2 protein-coding genes are annotated in these 1,505 nt (G+C 57.7%); one reads left to right on the plus strand and one right to left on the minus strand.

Annotation, left to right across the window (positions count from 1 at the left end; all coding sequences use genetic code 11):
* A partial coding sequence (locus AB4Z11_RS31410; RefSeq protein ID WP_442030049.1) for an MFS transporter occupies nt 1–563 on the plus strand: 563 nt, incomplete at its 5' end.
* Nucleotides 564–612: 49 nt separating this feature from the next.
* On the opposite strand, the gene AB4Z11_RS31415 is transcribed toward AB4Z11_RS31410, so the two are convergent.
* Nucleotides 613–1,122: a hypothetical protein gene (locus AB4Z11_RS31415; RefSeq protein ID WP_442030051.1), complete on the minus strand. Its 510-nt coding sequence runs from the start codon at nt 1,120–1,122 to the stop codon at nt 613–615.
* Between the last annotated feature and the right edge of the window lie 383 nt (nt 1,123–1,505).

The raw sequence follows: 1,505 nt of genomic DNA on the forward strand, positions 1-1,505 counted from the left end.
CCTCCTGCGATATCGCGACCGGCATGCTGACCGGTTCGTCCGTGGCGTACACCCGCCAGGATGCACCTGCTGGTTCCGTGGCCGTGATCAAAGTCGGCGACAAGGAAATCAATGCCTTCAACGCAGTGATGACCCCGGATGGGCTGAACTTCGACAAGGCCAGCAAGGACAACGAAGCTGCCATGAAGAAGGAAGTGTCGGCCGCCGTCAAGGCTGCGGGCTACCCTGCCAAGGCTGATGAAGCGCAGATGAACAAACCGATGATGGTCCTGATCCTGTTCATCCTGGTGCTGTATGTGACCATGGTGTACGGCCCGATCGCAGCCATGCTGGTGGAACTGTTCCCGACCCGCATCCGCTACACCTCGATGTCCCTGCCATACCACATCGGTAACGGCTGGTTCGGCGGCCTGCTGCCAACCATCTCGTTCTCGCTGGTGGCGTTCAAGGGCGACATCTACTACGGTCTGTGGTATCCGATCGTGATTGCTCTGATCACCGCGGTGATCGGCGCGCTGTTCGTCCGTGAAACCAAGGACAACGACATCTACGCGGCGGACTGATTCTCGCCGCTGTCAATCAGAAGGCCGCCTTCGGGCGGCCTTTTCTATTTCAGCGAAGTTCCCGCTGATGTTCTAGCGCGTGAGTGGTAGCGCGCTGGATCATGGCAGCGCCGGTTTCCGCCAGCGCCTTGCTGAGCGACTCGTTGGCGATCGATTCGCTTTGCCTGATCATCGCGATGGCGCCGAGGATGGGCAAGGTATAAGCATCCAGCTCATTGGGACGCGGCGGCCTTGGCTCACCCAGCCCGGTGGACCAGTTGTGCGGGAAGTGCGGGTGTGGATACGGCGTGCCGCACCAATCATCCAGCACAGCCTTCAGGAACGGCCTTGCGTCGCCATTTTGCGTTTGAATCGCCGAAGCCGCATCCACCTGGCGCTGCCCTATTTCGACGGCAGCCAATTGCGCTTGCAGCCAAGGGCTCGGCTCAGGGTCCGCCGCAATCGCGGCAATCTGAACACGTTTCCCCAACGGCCCGCCTCCCACGACTTCCCAAATGTAAGGGTTGATACGGGCGATGATTTTGATGAGTGTAGGACTGAGTTGCAACAAGTCAGACATGGCGCCTCCTCCAGATATCCGGTTGAGTACACGGGATCTCGTGAATCCCTCCAACGAATATAGGCGTCAAATCCGGCGAGATGCTCACGCATTGTCACAGTCTAAAAACTTGGCCTAGTTCATTCACCAGTTTATTTCTGCGTGACAATTTGATAATTTAGCTGGCAATTGCGTTTACTATAATTGACCCGCGCTAACAGGCAACTGGTTCGTTACGGCGCCGTTTGGGGCAATATACTTTTAGGCGGCGGCATCGGTTATATCGTGGACCGCAATACTGGAGCAGGCTTCGACTATCCGGGATCTGTCTCGGTTCCGCTTCGCAAAGTCAATCTCGCCAACTCGCAAGCCGCCACGGCTCCCGCAACGGCTGTAGACACCGC

It is taken from the genome of Pseudoduganella sp. RAF53_2, from assembly GCF_052113985.1.
Classification (GTDB): domain Bacteria; phylum Pseudomonadota; class Gammaproteobacteria; order Burkholderiales; family Burkholderiaceae_D; genus Rugamonas.

Bases quoted from the DNA above. Each gene is read 5' to 3' on its own strand.
- AB4Z11_RS31415 (WP_442030051.1), bottom strand. From the start codon at position 1,122: ATGTCTGACTTGTTGCAACTCAGTCCTACACTCATCAAAATCATCGCC.